This window comes from Streptomyces sp. NPDC005962 (assembly GCF_040629205.1).
Classification (GTDB): domain Bacteria; phylum Actinomycetota; class Actinomycetes; order Streptomycetales; family Streptomycetaceae; genus Streptomyces.
Window position 1 is genome coordinate 111,221 of the sequence record NZ_JBEXVE010000001.1, and the last position, 18,717, is coordinate 129,937.

Here is an 18,717-nt window from a genome sequence, read left to right on the forward strand (position 1 = left end):
GGGCGGCGTCCGGATGTCGGTGGGCCCCGATATCGTCGTAAGCGTGTCGTCCCTCGCGCTGTACCGCCGCTACCGCCCCGAGACCTTCGCGGAGGTCATCGGGCAGGAGCATGTCACCGATCCGCTGCAGCAGGCGCTGCGCAACAACCGGGTCAACCACGCGTATCTCTTCAGCGGTCCGCGCGGCTGTGGCAAGACGACCAGTGCGCGCATCCTGGCCCGCTGTCTGAACTGTGAGAAGGGCCCCACTCCGACGCCGTGCGGGGAGTGTCAGTCCTGCCAGGACCTCGCGCGGAACGGGCCCGGGTCGATCGACGTCATCGAGATCGACGCCGCCTCGCACGGTGGTGTGGACGACGCGCGGGAGCTGAGGGAGAAGGCGTTCTTCGGGCCCGCGTCGAGCCGTTACAAGATCTACATCATCGACGAGGCGCACATGGTCACCTCGGCGGGGTTCAACGCCCTGCTGAAGGTGGTCGAGGAGCCGCCGGCGCATCTGAAGTTCATCTTCGCGACCACCGAGCCGGAGAAGGTCATCGGCACGATCCGGTCGCGTACGCACCACTATCCGTTCCGGCTGGTGCCCCCGGGGACGCTCCGCGACTATCTGGGCGAGGTCTGCGGGCGCGAGACCATTCCGGTCGAGGACGGGGTGCTGCCGCTGGTGGTGCGGGCGGGGGCCGGGTCCGTCCGGGACTCGATGTCGGTCATGGACCAGCTGCTCGCGGGCGCCACCGATGACGGCGTGACGTACGCCATGGCCACCTCGCTGCTCGGTTATACGGACGGCTCGCTGCTCGACGCGATCGTGGAGGCGTTCGCGGCGGCCGATGGCGCGGCGGCCTTCGAGGTCGTCAACCGGGTGATCGAGGGCGGCAACGACCCCCGTCGCTTCGTCGCCGACCTGCTGGAGCGGCTGCGCGACCTGGTGATCCTCGCCGCCGTGCCGGACGCGGCGGACAAGGGGCTCATCGACGCCCCGGCCGATGTCATCGAACGGATGCAGGCGCAGGCGTCGGTCTTCGGCGGGGCCGAGCTGAGCCGGGCGGCCGATCTCGTCAACACGGGGCTGACGGAGATGCGCGGCGCCACATCGCCGCGGCTGCAGCTGGAGCTGATCTGCGCGCGGGTGCTGCTGCCCGCCGCCTTCGACGACGAGCGGTCGGTGCAGTCGCGGCTGGAGCGGCTGGAACGGGGTGCCCTGGCGGGCGGCCTGGGCGGCGGCGTCAGCGGTGGCGTCGCTGGTGGTGGTGGCGTCGCCGGTGGGGCCGGGCCTGCTGTGGGGTACGTACCGGGGCCTGACGCCCATGTCTCGGCCGGGCCCGCCGGTCCGGCGGCGGCACGGGCGGCGATGTCCGGACGTGGGCCGGACGCGGGTGCTCCGGGGGCCCCCGGCGGGCAGGACGAGGGGGCCGCGGGTGGGCCACCCGCCGGTGGCGGTGGTAGTGACGGTGCTGCGGCGCCTGGGTACGACGTTCCCGGCGGGGGCGCGCAGCCCGCGCCGGGCGGAGACGGAGACGGCGGCGGTCCGGGCGGGGGCGGTGCGGACAGCGGCGGTGCGGACAGTGGTGCGCGGCGGCCCGGCTCCTGGCCTTCGGCGGGCGGAGGCGGCGGTACGGCAGGGCAGGCGGCGCCGGGCGGCGGGCAGCGGCCCGGTGCCTGGCCCACGAGTGCACAGCCCGGTGCGGGCGGCGGCGGGCAGCAGCCCGGCGGTTCACCCGCTGCGGGCGGGGGCGGCGGACAGCGGCCGGGGGCCTGGCCCACCGCCTCCGCGCCGGGGGCCGGGGCTTCTGCGCCCGGAGCGGGAGCCGGGCCTGCGCCCGGGCCCGGAGCCGGGGCCGGGGCTGGGCCCGGAGGGGCCGGGCAGGGGCGTCCGTCCGGTGGGCCCGGCCAGCCTCAGCCGACCCCGGGCATGGCGCAGGGCGCCATGCAGGTGCGGCAGATGTGGCCGGACATCCTGGAGGCGGTCAAGAACCGCCGCCGCTTCACCTGGATTCTGCTGAGCCAGAACGCGACGGTGTCCGGCTTCGACGGCACCACCCTGCAGATCGGGTTCCCCAACGTGGGTGCCCGTGACAGCTTCGCCAACGGCGGCAGCGAGGAGATCCTGCGGCAGGCCCTCAACGACGCGATCGGCGTGCAGTGGCGCATCGAGGCGATCGTCGATCCCTCCGGTGGCCAGGGCGGACAGGGCGGACAAGGCGGGCCGGGCGGACCCGGGCCGGGAGCGTCCGGCGGTCCCGGCGGCTTCGGTGGCGGGAGCGGAAGCGGCGGCTTCGGCGGAGGCGGAGGCGGGGGCGGAGGCGGCGGTTTCGGCGGTCAGCCCGCCCCGCCCCGGCAGCCCGCCCCCGCACCCCCGTCCGCGTCCGCACCGTCGGCCCCCGCCCCGGCTCCGGCGCCCGCCGACGCGGGGCCGCCCCCCGAGGCGTCCGCGTACCGGGAGCCCGAGCCTCCGCCCGTCTCGCCGGAGGAGGACATGCCCGCCGAGGACGACCCGGATCTCGACGAGACCGTGCTGAGCGGGCATGACCTGATCGTGCGCGAGCTGGGCGCCACAGTCATCGAAGAGATCGCGAACGAGTAGGGCGTCGAGCAGGACGTAGAGCGGGCCGCCGAGCAGGCCATCGGGGAGGCCGCGCGGCGGATGGGCGGGGCCCGGCTCCGGGCCCGGCGGTCTCCTCCGTACGGCGTAGGGCAAGGCGCCGTGGGAGCACGTAGGCTCGGGCTATCGAAGAGAACCGCAGTCGACAGCCAGGAGCGAACTCGTGATTCCCGGTGGTGGCCAGCCCGACATGCAGCAGTTGCTGCAGCAGGCGCAGAAGATGCAGCAGGACCTCGCCGCGGCCCAGGAAGAGCTGGCCCGTACCCCCGTCGAGGGGTCCTCGGGTGGTGGGCTGGTGAAGGCGACCGTGACCGGTGCCGGTGAGCTGCAGGGTCTGGTGATCGACCCGAAGGCGGTGGACCCGGAGGACACCGAGACCCTCGCGGACCTCGTCGTCGCGGCCGTCCGCGACGCGAACCACGTGGCGCAGGAGCTGCAGCAGCAGAAGCTCGGCCCGCTGGCGCAGGGACTGGGCGGGATGCCGGGTCTGCCTTTCTGAGGCCGAAGGGCAGAGACTGAGGGCCTGAGGTCGAAGGTCCGAGTCCGAGTCCGAATCCGAGGGGATGGGGCCGGGACTGGGGCTGAAGAGCTCAGGCCGAGGACCCGTTTCCGGTTCGTTCCGGGGCCGTGCGGCGGGGCCGACCGACCGTTCGACGGGCGCTGTGCGCCGTTTCGACCGGTGCAACCGAATATTCATATGCGGTACAGCCACCGCGCGGCGGCGCGAGATTGGATGCAGGCGTGTACGAGGGCGTGGTCCAGGACCTCATCGACGAGTTGGGCAGGCTGCCCGGCGTCGGTCCCAAGAGCGCGCAGCGGATCGCCTTCCACATTCTCCAGTCCGAGCCCACCGATGTCCGCCGCCTCGCTCACGCGCTGACCGAGGTCAAGGAGAAGGTGCGGTTCTGCGCGGTGTGCGGAAACGTCGCCGAGGCCGAGCAGTGCCGGGTCTGCCAGGACCCGCGCCGCGACCCCGCGATCATCTGTGTGGTCGAGGAGCCGAAGGACGTTGTCGCGATCGAGCGGACCCGCGAGTTCCGCGGCCGCTATCACGTGCTCGGCGGGGCGATCAGCCCCATCGAGGGCGTGGGCCCGGACGATCTGCGGATCAGGGAGCTGCTGGCCCGGCTCGCGGACGGAACGGTCACCGAGCTGATCCTGGCCACCGATCCGAATCTGGAGGGTGAAGCCACCGCCACGTACCTCGCGCGCATGATCAAGCCCATGGGGCTGAAGGTCACGCGCTTGGCCAGTGGTCTTCCCGTGGGGGGAGACTTGGAGTATGCCGACGAGGTCACGCTGGGTCGTGCCTTCGAAGGGAGAAGACTTCTCGATGTCTGACGCAACGTTGCACGACGCCCACCCGGACCCGGACGACTTCGCGGTCCAGATCGCCGACCAGATCGAGAGTTTCATCGTCGCGGTCACCGAGGTCGCCAAGGGCGACGAACCGGCCAGCGCCGTGCCGTTCCTGCTGCTCGAGCTCTCCCAGCTGATCCTCGCCGGCGGGCGGCTCGGCGCGCACGAGGACTTCGTACCGGATGAGCGGTACGAGCCGGACGCCGGTCCGGAGCCGGACGTCGACGAGCTGCGGGAGCGGTTCGCGCGGCTGCTGGAGCCGGTGGACATCTACTCGGAGGTGTTCGACCCGTACGTACCGCGCAGTGAGCCCGTCCCCTGCCGCATCTCCGACGACCTCGCCCTGATCATCACGGATCTGCGGCACGGCATGGCGCACTACCGCGAGGGCCGGGTCAGCGAGGCGCTGTGGTGGTGGCAGTTCTCGTACCTCTCCAACTGGGGTACGACCGCCTCCGCCGCCCTGCGCGCGCTCCAGTCGCTCGTCGCGCACGTACGGCTGGACAGCCCGCTGGACGAGCTGGACGGACTGGACACGGACAGTAACGCGGGCGGGGACGAGGCGCTGGCGGAGGAGGCAGGCCGGGTCATGGCGGCGGAGATCGCGGAGCCGCTGGGACTGCGCTCCTTGCGCCCCTGAGAGCCTGCCCGCGCGCACCTCGGAGGCCCTCCCGGACACCGGGAGGGCCTCCGAGCAGACGCCCCCGGGAGGGCGTGCGGAGGCGGCGCGGAAGCCCGCTCGGGCGCTGGTGCGGCCCCCGCGCGCCCTGTGAGCTGGGTTACGTTCCCGTGTGCTTCGCCGGGAAGCGGGCAGGGTTCGTCGCTGAACGAGTGGTACGGGATGCCGGGAGTATCCGCGGTACGGGACGTTGTGCCGCATGATCCCCCTGGTCCGCCCAGGTCCGTCTGGTCCGCCCTGGTCGGGTGGTGAGGCATGTGTCTCGCTATCTGATATCGGGAGGGCAGATTCCGGCCGCTCGGTAAACTGAGCCGACCGCATTATTGAGATCTGCGAGGAGCGCACGTGGGCCTTGTCGTGCAGAAGTACGGAGGCTCCTCCGTTGCCGATGCCGAAGGCATCAAGCGGGTCGCCAAGCGAATCGTCGAAGCCAAGAAGAACGGCCACCAGGTGGTCGTCGTGGTTTCCGCGATGGGCGACACGACGGACGAGCTGATCGATCTCGCCGAGCAGGTATCCCCGATTCCTACGGGGCGCGAGTTCGACATGCTGCTGACCGCGGGAGAGCGAATCTCCATGGCGTTGCTGGCCATGGCGATCAAAGACCTCGGTCACGAGGCGCTGTCGTTCACCGGCAGCCAGGCAGGAGTCATCACCGACGCGGTCCACAACAAAGCGCGGATCATCGATGTCACGCCGGGGCGCATCCGCGACGCCCTCGAGCTGGGCGCGGTCGCGATCGTCGCGGGCTTCCAGGGCGTGTCCCAGGAGAGCAAGGACATCACCACCCTCGGCCGGGGCGGCTCGGACACCACGGCGGTGGCCCTGGCCGCGGCCCTGGACGCCGAGGTGTGCGAGATCTACACCGACGTGGACGGAGTGTTCACCTCCGACCCGCGTGTGGTGACGAAGGCTCGCAAGATCAACGAAATCCCGTACGAGGACATGCTGGAGCTCGCCGCGAGCGGCTCCAAGGTGCTGCATCTGCGCTGCGTGGAGTACGCGCGCCGGTACAACATCCCCATCCACGTACGGTCGTCGTTCTCCGGCCATCAGGGCACCTGGGTGCGCAATCGGCAGGAAGCGGGAGAAGGAGAAGAAGGCATGGAGCAGGCGATCATCTCCGGGGTCGCACACGACACGTCCGAGGCCAAGGTCACGGTCGTCGGGGTGCCGGACAAGCCGGGTGAGGCCGCGGCCATCTTCCGCACGATCTCGGACGCCGAGATCAACATCGACATGGTGGTGCAGAACGTCTCCGCCGCGTCGACCGGGCTGACCGACATCTCGGTCACGCTGCCCAAGACGGACGGCCACCGGGCGATGGAGGCGCTGACCAAGGCGAAGCCGCAGATCGGCTTCGACTCGCTGCGCTACGACGACCAGATCGCCAAGATCTCGCTGATCGGCGCCGGGATGCGGACCAACCCGGGCGTGACGGCGACCTTCTTCGAGGCGCTGTCGAACGCCGGGGTCAACATCGAGCTGATCTCGACCTCCGAGATCCGGATCTCGGTCGTCACCCGCGCCGACGACGTGAAGGACGCGGTCCGCGCCGTGCACAGCGCGTTCGGCCTGGACAGTGACAGCGTCGAGGCGGTCGTGTACGGAGGGACCGGCCGATGAGCCGGGCCGGCGGCGCCGGTGGCCGGAAGCCGACGCTCGCCGTCGTCGGTGCGACCGGTGCCGTCGGCACAGTCCTGCTCTCGATCCTTTCCGAGCGGGCCGACATCTGGGGCGAGATCCGGCTGGTCGCCTCGCCGCGCTCGGCCGGCCGGAAGCTGACCGTCCGGGGTGAGCAGGTCGAGGTCGTCGCGCTGCGCGAGGAGGCGTTCGAGGGCGTCGACGTCGCGATGTTCGACGTCCCCGACGAGGTCTCGGCCCAGTGGGCGCCGGTCGCGGCGAGCAAGGGCGCGGTCGTCGTGGACAACTCCGGCGCCTTCCGGATGGACCCGGATGTGCCGCTGGTCGTGCCCGAGGTGAACGCGCACGCGGCGCGCGTCCGGCCGCGCGGCATCATCGCCAACCCGAACTGCACCACGCTGTCGATGATCGTCGCGATGGGCGCGCTGCATGCCGAGTTCGGGCTGAGTGAGCTGATCGTCTCCTCGTACCAGGCGGTTTCCGGTGCGGGCAAGGAGGGCATCGACGCGCTGCGCGAGCAGATGGCGCTGGTGGCCGGTACGGAGCTGGGTACGCACCCGGGCGACGTACGGCGGGCGGTCGGCGAGACCGGGCCGTTCCCGGCGCCGATGGCGCTCAACGTGGTGCCGTTCGCGGGCTCGCTCAAGGAGGACGGCTGGTCCTCGGAGGAGCTGAAGGTGCGGAACGAGTCCCGCAAGATTCTGGGGCTGCCGGGCCTGCGGGTCACCGCGACCTGTGTCCGCGTGCCCGTGATCACCACCCACTCGCTGGCCGTGCACGCGCGGTTCGAGAACGAGGTGACGGTGGAGGCGGCGCACGAGATCCTGGCCGGTGCGCCGGGTGTGGTGCTGTGCGACAACCCGGGGGAGGGCGAGTTCCCGACCCCCGCCGATGTCGTGGGCACCGACCCGACGTGGGTCGGCCGGGTGCGGCGCTCGCTGGACGACCCCCAGGCGCTCGAACTCTTCGTGTGCGGCGACAACCTCCGCAAGGGTGCGGCGCTCAACACCGCGCAGATCGGTGAGATCGTCGCGGCCGAACTGAACGCCGCGTAACGCCCCTCAGATAGTGCCCCGCACCAGGTGCACGCCCCCGGATAATGTGAATATCCTGTGATCTGGGCAATGGCCTGGACCAGTTGATCCGGGCCGGTGGCCTGTCCGACGAACCGCTCCCCGTTTGCTGCAACCGGCAGCGAACGGGGAGCGTCTTTCTGGTCGCCCACCCGTGGGCGCTGTGAAAACTGGGCATAGGGGAGAGTTGGGGCGCATGGGGGGATCTGGTGCAGCGTCAAAAGCGGTGCCTCGCGCGTACAACCCTGACGGGGGACAGCGTGTCCAACAGACGTGGCAGAGGTATTCGGCATCGCAACGGTTCCAGTGCGCGGCGGCGTGGCAGTGCGCCCCCCGCGTCCGCGCACATCAGGCGGCATGCCGGTGATCGCGCCATGGTCTGCCGCGCGCCCCGCGCCCCTCGCGACAGGGCGCGAGGGCGCTGACGACGCGATGGCGATGGCAGCGGGCACCACAGTCGATCACCTCACCGAGACCTACCGCGCCCACTACCGGTCGCTGCTCGGTCTCGCCGCGCTCCTCCTCGACGACACCGCGTCCTGCGAGGACGTGGTGCAGGAGGCGTTCATCCGCGTGCACTCGGCGCGCCGAAGAGTCCGCGATCCGGAGAAGACCCTCGCCTATTTGCGGCAGACGGTCGTCAACCTCTCCCGCTCCGCGCTGCGCCGCCGCATCCTCGGGCTGAAGCTGCTCTCCAAGCCGATGCCCGACATGGCCAGTGCCGAGGAAGGCGCGTACGACCTGCTGGAGCGCGATCAATTGATCAAGGCGATGAAGGGACTGCAGCGCCGCCAGCGCGAGGTCCTCGTGCTGCGCTACTTCGCCGATATGACCGAGGCCCAGGTGGCCGAGACGCTGGGCATATCGCTCGGCTCGGTCAAGGCGTACGGCTCGCGCGGCATCGCGGCGCTCCGCGTCGCCATGGAGGCTCCCGCATGAACCACGAGAACGACACACCGGGCCCGGAGGACCCCGACCGGAAGGACGGCCGAGGGTCACCGGAGGCCGGTCCCGCCGAAGCGGGTTCGGACGGAGCGGGCACGGACGGAACGGGCACGGACGGCGGCCCCGCCGGAGCGGGTTCCGGCGGCAGCGGCGGCAGCGGCGCGGACGACGTGAGTGCCATATCCGGCGCGGGTGGCGCGGATGGCCCAGGTGACATGGGCGGCCCGGGTGACGTGGACGAGCAGGCGCTACGGCGGATGCTGCACCACGCGGTGGATGAACTGGAGCCGACCCCGCACTCCCTGGAGCATCTGCGGCGTGCCGTGCCCGCCCGCCGGGCGCGGCGACGCCAGGCTCTGGTCGGGGCCGTGGCGGCGGTGGTGCTCGGCGGTGCCGCGCTGCCCGCGCTGGTGCACGTCACGTCCGCCAGCAACACCTCGAACGGCCGCCCGGCCAACGCGGCCAGCAGCCATCGCACCCCCCAGGAGGGCGACAGCGGCGGGCGCGGCGAGGGCAGCGGCGGCAAGGACCCCGACGGGCCCTCCGACAAGGCCCGGACGGATCAACGCGACCACCGGGGCAAGGACGGCGAGAAGGGCGAGGACAAGCCGTCCAAGGGCGGGCCGGGCGGCGCCTCGGGCGGCACCGTCCCCGACCCCACCAGCACGCTGAACGCCACCTCGCCCACCTGCTCCCGCACCCAGCTCGGCGGCAGCGGCGGGTCGGGCGGAGCGGCGGACGCCGAGGGCCGGATCTATGGCTCGTTCCGTGTCGTGAACACCTCCGGTCAGGCCTGCATGGTCGAGGGCGACGGCACCTTCGGGGTGGCCGCGCAGGGCGCGGCGGACCCGGCGAAGGTCTTCTTCGTCGATCACACGGCGGGGGACGCGGCCGGTGGGCTGCCCGACCCGGCCACCGAGCCGGGCAGTCTGATCCTTCAGCCGGGCCAGGGGTACGACGTCCGGTTCGCATGGATACCGGCGTCGGGCGGCGGCGGATGCCCCACCTCCGGCGGCGATCCGCCGAGCTCCACCCCCTCCCCGGATGCCGCCGGCGGCCCGGCGGACCAGCCCGGCTCGGGGGAACCGAGCGGTGCCCCGGGCGGCGGTGGCGAGCAGCCCGCCGCGAGTGTCCAGGTCAGCTATACGCCGGAGGCGGGCGAGCCCGCGGTCGGCAGCGTGACCCTGAACGGCGCCTGCGCGGGGACGGTCTACGGCACCGGCCTGCTGGCCCCCTCCTGAGCCTCCCCTTGAGTCTTCTCCTGAGCCTCTTCCCGGTCCTCCCGGCGGCGTGAAGCCGGGGCCCGCCGCCGAGGCCCCGCCGCGGGGCCCGTACCGTGGGGGTGTGTATCGGTTTCTGCTGACACCCCGCTGGTGGGTGATCAACGTGTTCACCGTGCTGGCGATCCCGTTCTGCCTCTTCATGGGCAGCTGGCAGCTCAGCCGCTTCGAGACGCGCATCGACACCCACGAGCAGCAGCAGAACGACGCGGCCGGTGCCGAGAAGGCCGCGGTGAAGCCACTGCACGACCTGCTGCCGGTCACCACGGAGACCTCGGGGCGGCGGGCGACTGCCACCGGCCGGTATGACACCGAACACCAACTCCTCGTACCCGACCGGCGGCTCGGCGACCGAACCGGCTTCTATGTGCTGACACTGCTGCGCACCGACGGGGGCAGGGCGCTGCCCGTCGTCCGGGGCTGGCTGCCCGGGGACGCCTCCTCCAAGGCCGACACCGCCGGGGTGCCCGCACCGCCGTCCGGCCGGGTGACGGTCGTCGGAGCGCTGCAGGCGACCGAGCACGAGGGCAGCGGCGGGGTGACCGCGAGCGGCGCGCTGCCGCGCGGTCAGCTGGGCATGATCAGTGACGCCTCGCTGGTCAATCTGGTGCCGTACACGGTGTACGACGCGTGGATCACCTCCTCTCAGGCGCCCGGGGCCCTGCGGCCGGTGCCCCCCGTCGTGGCGGAGGGCACCGGGCTGGACCTCAAGGCGTTCCAGAACCTCGGCTACACCGGCGAGTGGTTCGTCTTCGCGGGCTTCGTGGTCTTCATGTGGTTCCGGCTCTTCCGACGCGAGGTCGAGGCCGCCCGCGACCTCGCGCTGGGACTCACTCCGGACGGGCCCGCGGCTCCTCCGACCGGTCCGCCGCGGCCGGACCGCGCCCCGGACTTGGAAGACTCGGACTCGGCAGACTCAGATGACGCTGAGCGAAATCGATCTCCAAGCGCAACTGCTTGATCCGCTCCTCGACCACGAGCGAGCCGTGCCCCGCGTCGTAGCGGTACACCTCGTGCGGTGCGCCGCGGTGCACCAGCCGCTCCACGTAGTTGTCGATCTGCCGTATCGGACAGCGCGGATCGTTCACCCCGGCCGAGATGTAGACCGGCGCCCGCACGTCGTCCACGTAGGTCAGCGGGGAGGACGCCGCGAAGCGCTCCGGCACCTCCTCCGGGGTGCCCCCGAGGAGCGTGCGGTCCATTGCCTTCAGGGCCTCCATCTCGTCGTGGTAGGCCGTCACATAGTCCGCCACCGGGACCGCGGCCAGGCCCAGCGCCCAGGCCTCGGGCTCGGTGCCCAGGCCCAGGAGCGTCAGATAGCCGCCCCAGGAGCCGCCCGACAGCACCAGCCGCCGGGGATCGGCCAGCCCTGAGGCCACCGCCCACTCCCGGACCGCCGCGATGTCCTCCAGCTCGATCAGCCCGACCCGGTGCTTGAGCGCGTCCGTCCAGGCCCGCCCGTATCCGGTGGAGCCGCGGTAGTTGACCCGGACGACGGCGAAACCGTGGTCGACCCAGGCCGCCGTGCCCGCCGCGAACGCGTCGCTGTCGTGCCAGGTCGGCCCGCCGTGGATGTCGAAGACGGTGGGGAAGGGGCCCTCGCCCTCGGGCTTCTGCACCAGCGCGTGCACCCGCCCGCCCGGTCCGTCCACCCAGGCGTCGGTGACCGGTACCGACACCGGGGCCTTGAACCCCGGCGGGTCGAGCACGGTCCGCCCGCTCGTCGACCGCACCTGGGGCGGCCGTTCGGCCGAGGACCACAGGAACTCGATCGAGCCGTCCGGCCGCGCGGAGGCGCCCCCGATCGTCCCGGCCGGGGTATCGACGCGGGTCAGCTCACCGGAGGCCAGCTCATACCGCCACAGCTCGCCGCGCGCCTGGTGGTCGTGGGAGACCAGCAGCGCCGAGCCGTCCGGGAACCAGTCCGCGCCGACGTCGCCCGGCAGGTCGATGGCCAGGGCCGTCTCCACCCCGGTCAGCGGGTCCCACACCATCGGCTCCCACCGGCCCCGCCGCTGGTGCCCGACCAGCAGCCGGGTGTCCCCGGCGACCGGTGCGAAGCCCATGACGGCCAGGCCCAGCTCCTCGGTGCCGCCCTTGGTGTCGTCCAGCTCCGCGACCGCCGACCCGTCGAGCCGGACGACCCGGATCGCCGAGTGCATGGCGTCGCCGTGCTCGGTGTGCTCGACCGCGATCAGCGTCCCGTCGTACGACAGGTCGCCCACCCCGGCCGACTCCCGGTGCCGGTAGATCTCCCGGGGCTCGGCGCCGGGCGGCACCACATGGATCGTCGAGCCCTCCTCGTCCGTGGACCGGCCGACGATCGCCGTGCCGTCCCGGCCGATCGCGAGACCCGCCGGGTAGGAGGGTTCGAGACCGGGCGCCGCGGGCTCGTCCGCCCGCTTCTCCCCGGCCTCGCCGCCGCCCGTGCTGCCGTCACCTGTGTTGCCGCTGCCTGTGCTGCCGTCCGTGCTGCTGCCGTAGCCGTCGAAGGGCTGGCGCAGCCACACCCCGAACTCATCACCATCGGTATCCGAGAACCACCAGATCCACCGGCCGTCCGGGGTCAGCACCCCGTCCGTCGTCCCGTTCGGCCGGTCCGTCACCTGCCGCTGCGCGCCGGTGGCGCGGTCCCATGCGTACAGCTCGTATGTGCCCGTGGCGTTCGAGACGAACAGCGACCGGTCCGGGGCGTCCTCCGCCCACTCCGGCAACCCCACTCGCGGTGCCCGAAACCGCTTTTCCCAGTCCGGCATGGACTCCGTGCTCTCAGTCATGCCCCCATTCTGCGCCGCATCCCGACATCCGCGCTGGCATCCCCTCGCGCCTGTGGATAACGTTCGCGGCGGGCATGGACAGATGGGCCGTAATGGAGGGGGAGACGATGGGCGACATAGCCGCAACCGTGGAGACATACTGGGCAACGGCCCAGGCCAGGGACTGGAGGGCGTTCGGCGCGACCCTCGCCGACGACGTCTGCTACGAGTTTCCACAGACCCGGGAGCGGGTGGTCGGCCGCGAGGGCGTGGTCCGCCTCAACGCCGAACAGCTCGGCGAGTGGAGCCTGGAGGTCGAGCGCGTGGTCGCCGACGCCACCCAGGCGGTCTCCTGGGTCCGGTTCAGTGATGAGGAGGACGAGGAGGAGACGCAGGCCATCAGCTTCTTCACCTCAACACCGGACGGCAGGATTCAGACCATCACCGATTTCCGGCCCGCCGCCTATGAGCCGCCGGTCGGGCGTGAGCAACTGACCGAGCGCTTCTGACGAACCCCCACCAAGCGATTCCCACCCAGTAGATCCCCACTCAGCAGATCCCCACCCGCTGAATCCCCCATCTCCCCGTATTCCCCCCGCGATTCCCCGCCCTCGCCCCCTGGCTCTCCCCGTCCCCCTCCACCCCTCCGGCGCTCACCTAGCGCAGCTTCACCGGCAGCGTCTCGACGCCGTAGACGATGGACAGCTTCCGGAATTTGAGCTTGTCGGCGTCCACGGCGAGCCGCATCTCCGGGAATCGCCGGATCAACGCGGGGTAGGCCGCGCGGAGTTCCATCTTGGCCAGTTCGGCGCCGATGCAGCGGTGAATGCCGTAGCCGAAGGCCAGATGAGACGGCGTCTGCCGGTGCGGATCGACCCGGTCCATGTCCGGGCCCAGCTTCTCATCGCGATTCGCTCCGCTCAGCGAGCACAGCACCATGTCGCCCGCGGATATCTTTGTGCCCGCTATCTCCATGTCCTCGCGCGCGAACCGCGGGAACGCCACCTGGACGACGGTGAGATAACGCAGCAGCTCCTCGACGAAACGGTCGATGACGTCTTCCTCATCGCGTACCGCGGCGAATTGTTCGGGGGACTGGAGCAGTACGAGCGTGCCCAGCGCCAGCATGCTCGCGGTGGTTTCCAGACCGCCGGTCAGCACCCCGTCGGCCAGCCCCGCCAGCTCCTCGTCGTCGATTTCGTCGCCGTGTTCCTTCACCAGCATGCCGAGCAGTCCGTCACCCGGTGATTCACGCTGCTTGCGGACGATTCCGTGCAGATATGTCAGCGAGTCCGACATGGCGCCGAAGGACGCGTTCGCGCCGCTGCCCAGGTCGAAACGTGCCGTGCTGTGCTGCTGGAAGTCCTCGCGGTCCTCATAGGGAACGCCGAGGAGTTCGCAGATGACGAGGGCCGGAATGGGGAGCGCGAACATCTCCACCAGGTCGACCGGGCCCTCGGCCGCGGCCATCTCGTCCAGCCGCTCCTCCACGATGGCGTGGATGCGCGGGGTGAGCCTGCTGAGCCGCCGCATGGTGAATTCGGGCGTCAGCAGCCGTCGCAGTCTCGTATGCGTTGGTGGATCGCTGAAGCCGAGGCCGCCGGGATTCTGCTGTTGGGCGAGGCCGACGGTCTTCTCGGCGAGGTTGGTGAAGTCGGAGCTGAACCCCTTCGCCTTTCCGAGAACCGCCTTGGTCTCGTCATAACCGGTGACGAGCCAGCCGTTGATCCCGAAAGGGAGCCAAATCTTACTGATGGGTTCCTTTGCCCGGGTTGTGGAGAGATCGGCCACGGGGTCGAGTCCGTCACGCTTCAGCGGTGCCAGTGTGGCATCGGGAAGGAAGGACAACTTGGACAGATCGAACCCGTTCTTCTGAAACTTCGTAAAGTACTTGCGGCCGAGCCAGGTGACGATGTTTGAGCGGAGATTCGACATGGGCGCAATACTGCCCTGCCGTGGCGGGTCGTCCGTCACACGTTCGCGGACGCGTCCCGGTGTGATGTGCCACAGGCGCACCGCCGCCGCTCCCCGGGCCGCTTCGCGATCAGTGCGGTGGCGCGGGCCGGGGGATCGGAGGAAAGTGAGATATCGGGCGTGATGCGCGAGCGATGAGGGCTGCGCGCGGCTACGTGCGGGAACGGCGGTGCGCGCGAGGAGCGCGGGCGCGACGGCTGCGCGCCGTGAGGGACGCGGAGTGAGCGGAGTGAGGTGAGCGGCTTGCGGGAGAGGTTCCGTGCTGTCCAGGGAGCACCGTGCTGGGTGAGCCTGATGGCAGCCGATCTGGACCGCGCGCACGCCTTCTACGGAGATCTCTTCGACTGGACGTTCCGGCCCACGCGGTACGGGCACGGCCGTTACACGATCGCGTGCACCGGCGATGGCGTACCGACGGTCGGCATCGGCGCGTCGGCCCCGTCGGCGGATGTGACGCTGCCCGTCACCTGGACGACGTACTTCGCGGCGGACAGCGCGGACGAGGTCGCCTGGCGCGTCCAGGAGCGCGGGGGGACGGTCGCGGTCGGGCCGCTGGAATTCGGCAATGGCCGGGTGGCCTGGGCGGCCGATCCGGACGGTGCGGTTTTCGGTATCTGGGAGGGGGATCTCACCTCCGCCTGGTGGGGTGAGCGCAGACCGGGTGCCCCCGTGTGGCTGGAATTGCGTACGCGTGACGCGTTCGACGCGGCGCTTTTCTACGGCCCTGTCTTCGGCTGGGACGCTCAGCCGCGGGAGCGGTGCGATGTCCGCTTCGAGCATGACCGGGTGGTCCTGCACATCGACGGGAAAGCGGTGGCCGGGCTGCGCGGCGGCGCACTGGAGGCCGCCCCCGATCCGACGGTGCGGCCCCGCTGGCATGCCTATTTCCGGGTCGAGGACGCCGACCGGGTCTCGGAACGCACCGTGGAACTGGGCGGAAGCGTTGTTTCCCCGCCGGTCGACACCCCGTACGGCCGTATCGCGGGCCTCCGTGACACGGAGGGCGGAATCTTCAGCGTGGCGGCGGTCGTGAGAGGTTCCGGCCAGGAGGTTCGGTAACGGCCTGAGATTCGGTAACGGCCTCGACGGGGGAGCCGGGCGGTGCCTAGGATCGGAGATACGGCATCGCGTGTCGGTCACCGGCTGGGTGAGGCATGGAGGTGCCCGTGAGATTGCCTTAATGGGAGGCATTCCACAGTGTCGGTAGAGCTGAATCACACCATCGTCCACTCCCGGGACAACCGGGAATCCGCCGAATTCCTGGCCACTATTCTGGGCCTGGAGGTGGGGGACGCCTGGGGCCCGTTCATACCGGTCTCCACCAGCAATGGGGTCACCCTGGACTTCGCCAGTATCCCGGCCGAGTCGATCACCATGCAGCACTACGCGTTCCTCATCTCCGACGAGGAGTTCGACGCGGCGTTCCAGCGGATACGGGAGCAGGGCATCACGTATTACGCCGATCCGCACGGTAAGCAGCCGGGCGAGATCAACCACCACTACGGCGGCCGCGGGCTGTACTTCATGGACCCGGCCGGCCATGGCATGGAGATCATCACCCGGCCTTACGGCAACGAGGAGTAGCCCCTCCCGAGGCGAGGGGCGGTCCGGCGCGGCCGGGGCCCTGTGCCCCGGCCGCACCGGCCTGATCAGCCCTCGTCCTCCGGCTGCCGCTCCCGCCGCTCCTGCCGCTCCCGCCGCTCCTGCCGCTCCCGCCACTCCTGAACGATCTCGTCGGCGTCGAGGGGCGCCAGATTGAGCGGAGGGCCCGGGGGGAGGGCGCCGGATCGCTTCGCGGATCTTGTCGTTGATGTCCGAGACGATTTCCCGGACGGCACGCTCCGACGGTGCCTTCGCGGCGGCCTATGTCTCGAAGCTGATGCCCGGTGGCTTGCGCTCGGTCATGGCGCCATTCTTCCCGCGATCCGGGCCGCGCGGAAGCCGGGCGAGCAAGCCGCGCGCAAGCCACGAGGAAGCTGCGCAAGCCGCGCGGAGCACGCCGCCGGTCGCCAGCTGCCCGCCGTCGGTCGCCCGGTTCCCGTCAGCCGTCGCGTGGCGTGATGCGCCGGTAGCCCGCGCGGGCGTTGACGACTCGGGCGCAGGCCGTTCCGACGACGGTCGCGCCGAGCAGGCAGCAGAGCCAGGTGCTGTCGCGGTGGCCCGCCCAGGTCAGCTCCCCGGCGGGCGGGATGGCGAAGGCGTTGAGGAACAGCCAGCACAGCAGGGCCGTCCCCGGCGCTGCCACGAACCGCGCGCACAGCCCGAGCACGGCGGCGAACAGCGACAGCGCTATCAGGGCGAGCGTCGGCCGCCCGTGCCCGCCGAGCGAGTTGAGGACGGCCACCAGCAGCAGGGCCCCGGCGAACGCCGCCGACCAGATGACCGGGGTGGCGACGGGCTCGGGAACGGGCCTCATACCGACGCTGAGCTGCCGCCACTCGATCATGATCCCCGTCTTTCTCGCGCGTCTCCCGGGTCACGGACATCCGAACGCGGATTGTTCCACCGGGCCCCGGAGCACTTCCCGCCATTACTTACTCTTTACCATTTGTTACGGTGGCCGGACGACACTACGACCCGCGCGACCAGCACGCAGGGCGCGCACGAACGAGGGGATCGCTGTGGGTGTTCCGCGGTTGAGCAGTACGCCGTTGCCGGGCATCGGAGTCCGTTACGACCTGACGACGCGGGACCAGGGCAGGGTCTCGGTAGTGGCGCACCGCGACGGCGGACGGACGCTGAGCGCGTACCGCCGGGAGGACCCCGACGAGTGCGCCCTGTCCACCCGGCTCACACCGGGCGAGGCGGAGGCGCTCATCAGCGCGCTGATGCCCGCGCACCACAGCCCCACGCTGCTGTCCACCACCGAACTGGGGCTGGTCGCCGAGCGGATCGAGCTGTCCGCGTACTCGTACTGGAACGGGCGGGTGCTGGGCGAGACGCGCACCCGCACCGATACCGGCACCTCCATCGTGGCCGTGCTGCGCCGGGCGGACGCCATCCCCTCCCCGGCCCCGGACTTCCGGCTGGCCGGTGGGGACATCCTGATCGTGATCGGCACGCGCGAGGGCGTGGAAGCCGCCGCGGCGATATTGGGGCGGGAGTGACAGACAGATGCACTCTTCTGCCGTCTTCCTGATCGAGTTCGGTGCGGTCATCCTCGGGCTGGGACTGCTGGGCCGACTCGCCGGACGCTTCCAGTTCTCGCCCATACCCCTCTATCTGCTCGCCGGGCTGGCCTTCGGCGAGGGCGGGCTGCTGCCGCTCGGGGCCAGTGAGGAATTCGTCGCGATCGGCGCCGAAATCGGCGTCGTCCTGCTGCTGTTGATGCTCGGCCTGGAGTACTCCGCCAGCGATCTGGTCAGCAATCTCAAGACCCAGTACCCGGCCGGGCTGGTCGACGCCACGCTCAACGCCCTGCCCGGTGCCGTCATGGCGCTGCTGCTGGGCTGGGGCCCGGTGGCCGCCGTGGTGCTGGCCGGGGTCACCTGGATCTCGTCGTCCGGCGTCATCGCCAAGGTCCTCCGCGACCTCGGCCGGCTCGGCAACCGCGAAACCCCGGTCATCCTGTCCATCCTGGTCCTCGAAGACCTGGCGATGGCCGTCTATCTGCCGATCGTCACCGCCCTGCTGGCCGGTGTCACGCTGGCCGCGGGCAGCGTCACCCTCGCCATCGCGCTCGGCGTCGCGGGCCTCGTCCTCTTCGTCGCCGTCCGCTTCGGCCGTCACATCTCCCGCTTCGTCTCCAGCGACGATCCCGAGAAGCTGCTGCTGGTGGTGCTGGGCCTGACCCTGCTGGTCGCCGGGATAGCCCAGCAGCTCCAGGTCTCCGCGGCCGTGGGCGCCTTCCTGGTCGGCATCGCGCTGACCGGCTCGGTCGCCGAGGGCACCCACAACCTGCTCAGCCCGCTGCGCGACCTGTTCGCCGCCGTCTTCTTCGTCTTCTTCGGCCTGCACACCGACCCCGCCAGCATCCCGCCGGTCCTGCTGCCCGCGCTGGCCCTGGCCGTCGTCACCACCTGCACCAAGATCGCCACCGGCTACTGGGCCGCGCGGCGTGCCGGGATCTCCGTCAAGGGCCGGTGGCGCGCGGGCGGCACCCTGGTGGCGCGCGGCGAGTTCTCCATCGTCATCGCCGGACTCGCCGTCACCGCGGGCATCGAACCGTCGCTGGGCCCCCTGGCCACGGCGTACGTCCTGATCCTGGTCGTCATCGGGCCCCTCACCGCCCGCTGGACCCAGCCCCTGGCACGGCGCCTCTTCCGCTCCAAGCCCGCGGCCGGGGCGGCCGAAGCCACCGACTCCGAGCCTAAAACCGCCATCGAGCCCGAAGCCGCCACCGAACCCGACGACGCCACCGAGCCCAAAGCCCGTGAAACGCAACGCGGTTGACACCCCTCACGCC

General features: G+C 71.0%; 16 protein-coding genes and 1 pseudogene. 14 read left to right on the forward strand and 3 right to left on the reverse strand.

Annotated features, from left to right (window positions below):
* The first annotated feature begins 43 nt into the window (after positions 1-43).
* The 9 genes and pseudogenes from ABZ370_RS00565 to ABZ370_RS00605 all read left to right on the forward strand — a co-directional run.
* Entirely contained in the window at positions 44-2,584 is a 2,541-nt protein-coding gene (locus tag ABZ370_RS00565) for a DNA polymerase III subunit gamma and tau (RefSeq protein WP_358614637.1), read from the forward strand.
* 181 nt (positions 2,585-2,765) lie between these two features.
* Positions 2,766-3,101 (forward strand): YbaB/EbfC family nucleoid-associated protein, encoded by a 336-nt coding sequence (locus tag ABZ370_RS00570; RefSeq protein ID WP_358614639.1) that lies wholly within the window; start codon positions 2,766-2,768, stop codon positions 3,099-3,101.
* Positions 3,102-3,343: 242 nt separating this feature from the next.
* Positions 3,344-3,943 carry a recombination mediator RecR gene (recR, locus tag ABZ370_RS00575; protein WP_358614641.1) on the forward strand — a complete coding sequence of 200 codons (600 nt, stop codon included), beginning with the start codon at positions 3,344-3,346 and terminating at the stop codon, positions 3,941-3,943.
* Positions 3,936-4,601, forward strand: a complete 666-nt coding sequence (locus ABZ370_RS00580) for a DUF5063 domain-containing protein (RefSeq protein ID WP_358614643.1) — start codon at positions 3,936-3,938, stop codon at positions 4,599-4,601. The genes recR and ABZ370_RS00580 overlap by 8 nt, the downstream gene beginning before the upstream one ends.
* Before the next feature lie 384 nt (positions 4,602-4,985).
* Positions 4,986-6,266 (forward strand): aspartate kinase, encoded by a 1,281-nt coding sequence (locus tag ABZ370_RS00585; protein ID WP_358614645.1) that lies wholly within the window; start codon positions 4,986-4,988, stop codon positions 6,264-6,266.
* Entirely contained in the window at positions 6,263-7,339 is a 1,077-nt protein-coding gene (locus ABZ370_RS00590) for an aspartate-semialdehyde dehydrogenase (protein WP_358614647.1), read from the forward strand. The genes ABZ370_RS00585 and ABZ370_RS00590 overlap by 4 nt, the downstream gene beginning before the upstream one ends.
* Positions 7,340-7,714: 375 nt before the next feature.
* Positions 7,715-8,296 carry a SigE family RNA polymerase sigma factor gene (locus ABZ370_RS00595; RefSeq protein WP_358614649.1) on the forward strand — a complete coding sequence of 194 codons (582 nt, stop codon included), beginning with the start codon at positions 7,715-7,717 and terminating at the stop codon, positions 8,294-8,296.
* On the forward strand, positions 8,293-9,543 hold the full coding sequence (locus tag ABZ370_RS00600) for a hypothetical protein (protein WP_358614651.1): 1,251 nt from the start codon (positions 8,293-8,295) through the stop codon (positions 9,541-9,543). The genes ABZ370_RS00595 and ABZ370_RS00600 overlap by 4 nt, the downstream gene beginning before the upstream one ends.
* Before the next feature lie 103 nt (positions 9,544-9,646).
* A pseudogene (locus ABZ370_RS00605) lies at positions 9,647-10,423 on the forward strand (SURF1 family protein); the annotation flags it as partial.
* On the opposite strand, the gene ABZ370_RS00610 reads toward ABZ370_RS00605, so the two are convergent.
* Positions 10,413-12,338 carry a prolyl oligopeptidase family serine peptidase gene (locus tag ABZ370_RS00610; RefSeq protein WP_358615976.1) on the reverse strand — a complete coding sequence of 642 codons (1,926 nt, stop codon included), beginning with the start codon at positions 12,336-12,338 and terminating at the stop codon, positions 10,413-10,415. The pseudogene ABZ370_RS00605 and the gene ABZ370_RS00610 overlap by 11 nt on opposite strands.
* Positions 12,339-12,466: 128 nt before the next feature.
* Between ABZ370_RS00610 and ABZ370_RS00615 the strand changes: the two genes are divergently transcribed.
* A complete protein-coding gene (locus tag ABZ370_RS00615; protein ID WP_358614653.1) occupies positions 12,467-12,847 on the forward strand; it encodes a nuclear transport factor 2 family protein in 381 nt (126 codons plus the stop codon).
* A gap of 148 nt (positions 12,848-12,995) precedes the next feature.
* Here the strand turns inward: ABZ370_RS00615 and ABZ370_RS00620 are convergent, their stop codons facing one another.
* Positions 12,996-14,273, reverse strand: coding sequence for a cytochrome P450 (locus tag ABZ370_RS00620; protein WP_358615978.1), 1,278 nt, complete (start codon positions 14,271-14,273; stop codon positions 12,996-12,998).
* Positions 14,274-14,606: 333 nt separating this feature from the next.
* Here ABZ370_RS00620 and ABZ370_RS00625 point away from each other — a divergent pair, with 333 nt between their 5' ends.
* Together ABZ370_RS00625 and ABZ370_RS00630 are read left to right on the forward strand one after the other, a co-directional pair.
* Positions 14,607-15,371, forward strand: coding sequence for a VOC family protein (locus ABZ370_RS00625; protein WP_358615980.1), 765 nt, complete (start codon positions 14,607-14,609; stop codon positions 15,369-15,371).
* A gap of 138 nt (positions 15,372-15,509) precedes the next feature.
* Positions 15,510-15,896: a VOC family protein gene (locus ABZ370_RS00630; protein WP_358614655.1), complete on the forward strand. Its 387-nt coding sequence runs from the start codon at positions 15,510-15,512 to the stop codon at positions 15,894-15,896.
* A 457-nt stretch (positions 15,897-16,353) separates the two neighbouring features.
* Here the strand turns inward: ABZ370_RS00630 and ABZ370_RS00635 are convergent, their stop codons facing one another.
* Positions 16,354-16,758, reverse strand: a complete 405-nt coding sequence (locus ABZ370_RS00635; protein WP_358614657.1) for a hypothetical protein — start codon at positions 16,756-16,758, stop codon at positions 16,354-16,356.
* A 190-nt stretch (positions 16,759-16,948) separates the two neighbouring features.
* Here ABZ370_RS00635 and ABZ370_RS00640 point away from each other — a divergent pair, with 190 nt between their 5' ends.
* Positions 16,949-17,419, forward strand: coding sequence for a TrkA C-terminal domain-containing protein (locus ABZ370_RS00640; RefSeq protein WP_358614659.1), 471 nt, complete (start codon positions 16,949-16,951; stop codon positions 17,417-17,419).
* A 7-nt stretch (positions 17,420-17,426) separates the two neighbouring features.
* The gene (locus tag ABZ370_RS00645) at positions 17,427-18,704 is read left to right on the forward strand and encodes a cation:proton antiporter (protein ID WP_358614661.1); all 1,278 of its coding nucleotides are present in this window, start codon (positions 17,427-17,429) and stop codon (positions 18,702-18,704) included.
* The last annotated feature ends 13 nt before the right edge of the window (positions 18,705-18,717 follow it).

Coding starts and splice junctions, on each gene's coding strand:
- ABZ370_RS00625 (WP_358615980.1), top strand. CDS start 14,607: ATGGCAGCCGATCTGGACCGCGCGCACGCCTTCTACGGAGATCTCTTC.
- ABZ370_RS00615 (WP_358614653.1), top strand. CDS start 12,467: ATGGGCGACATAGCCGCAACCGTGGAGACATACTGGGCAACGGCCCAG.
- ABZ370_RS00620 (WP_358615978.1), bottom strand. CDS start 14,273: ATGTCGAATCTCCGCTCAAACATCGTCACCTGGCTCGGCCGCAAGTAC.
- ABZ370_RS00590 (WP_358614647.1), top strand. CDS start 6,263: ATGAGCCGGGCCGGCGGCGCCGGTGGCCGGAAGCCGACGCTCGCCGTC.
- ABZ370_RS00580 (WP_358614643.1), top strand. CDS start 3,936: ATGTCTGACGCAACGTTGCACGACGCCCACCCGGACCCGGACGACTTC.
- ABZ370_RS00610 (WP_358615976.1), bottom strand. CDS start 12,338: ATGCCGGACTGGGAAAAGCGGTTTCGGGCACCGCGAGTGGGGTTGCCG.
- ABZ370_RS00635 (WP_358614657.1), bottom strand. CDS start 16,758: ATGATCGAGTGGCGGCAGCTCAGCGTCGGTATGAGGCCCGTTCCCGAG.
- ABZ370_RS00600 (WP_358614651.1), top strand. CDS start 8,293: ATGAACCACGAGAACGACACACCGGGCCCGGAGGACCCCGACCGGAAG.
- ABZ370_RS00645 (WP_358614661.1), top strand. CDS start 17,427: ATGCACTCTTCTGCCGTCTTCCTGATCGAGTTCGGTGCGGTCATCCTC.
- ABZ370_RS00595 (WP_358614649.1), top strand. CDS start 7,715: ATGCCGGTGATCGCGCCATGGTCTGCCGCGCGCCCCGCGCCCCTCGCG.